Annotated in this window: 2 protein-coding genes; both read right to left on the bottom strand. The window is 44.7% G+C overall.

Annotation, left to right across the window (positions count from 1 at the left end; all coding sequences use genetic code 11):
- The coding region (locus HMPREF0519_RS13740) for an IS3 family transposase (protein ID WP_154646073.1) at positions 1 to 814 on the bottom strand (814 nt) is incomplete at its 3' end.
- A 5-nt stretch (positions 815 to 819) separates the two neighbouring features.
- On the bottom strand, positions 820 to 1,097 hold a 278-nt coding region (locus tag HMPREF0519_RS12650; RefSeq protein ID WP_003636877.1), incomplete at its 5' end, for an IS3 family transposase.

Here is a 1,097-nt window from a genome sequence, read left to right on the forward strand (position 1 = left end):
TCTTCCTATTGTAGAAAGCATGCACATATTCAAAAAGGACAGCAGCGGCAGTTTCATAATTCTCAAAGACCGGCACTGGATAAACACATTCCTTTTTGAGGGAAGCATGAAAAGATTCCATTGGTGCATTATCGTATGGACACCCCTTACGGCTGTAAGAGTGGCGGATATGTAGTTCTGTTAACCGTTGGTTGTAATCATCGCTGGTGTACTGTGATCCTAAGTCTGTGTGGATAATCAGGTCCCCAGTAATGGTTCGATTTTTAACCGCGCTTTCCAGGGTCTTTAAGACTAAATCAGTAGCCATCTTTTTTGAGAATGAATAGCCGATAATTCGTCTTGAGTGCAGATCCATGATGGTTGATAAGTAACACCAGCCATTACGCTTCGTTTGAATATAGGTCATATCAGCGGTCCATTTTTGATTTAAACCAGTGGTCGAGAAATCCTGCTTAAGCAAGTTGGGACGCTGTTCAACCTTGGTTTTGGAAGCCGAAGCCGCTTTCCATTTATTGACGGTAACGGAGTGGGTATCCAGTTCCTTCATGAGCCGGGAAATCCGTCTTGGGCTGCACCGACGCTGCAGTGGTTGAAGTTCCAGATTCAATTCATGGTGGATCTTCATAACGCCGTATCGCTGCTTGAATTCCGCAAAGATCCGCAGAATCCGTTGTTTTAAGTCCTCATCTTCGGCCCGGCGTTTTGAAGGCTTTGGGGATCGATAACGATAATACTGAGCTCTGGAAACACCGAGGATTCGGCACAGCTTAGTTACCTGGTGGTGATGGCTTTCTTGGTGAATGTAATCAAAAATATTGGTTACTTCTGCGCAAGGAAGCCCAGGGCTTTTTTTAGGATTTCGTTCTCCTCAGACAGGGAAGTCAGCCGCTTTTCCATCGCTTTAATTTCGTCTGGCGATTTACCGGATTGAGTTTTGGCTTGGCCCTGGATCCACTTATGAACGGTTGAATAGCCAATGCCATATTCTCTGGCCAGTTGGGCAGCTGATTCGCCTTGCTTATATAGGTTGATAATGTTTTGTTTGAATTCTTTGTCGTAACGAGTTGGCATGTAAAAATTCCTTCCTTTTGAGAGAC

The sequence above is a fragment of the Lentilactobacillus hilgardii DSM 20176 = ATCC 8290 genome (assembly GCF_000159315.1).
Taxonomy (GTDB): domain Bacteria; phylum Bacillota; class Bacilli; order Lactobacillales; family Lactobacillaceae; genus Lentilactobacillus; species Lentilactobacillus hilgardii.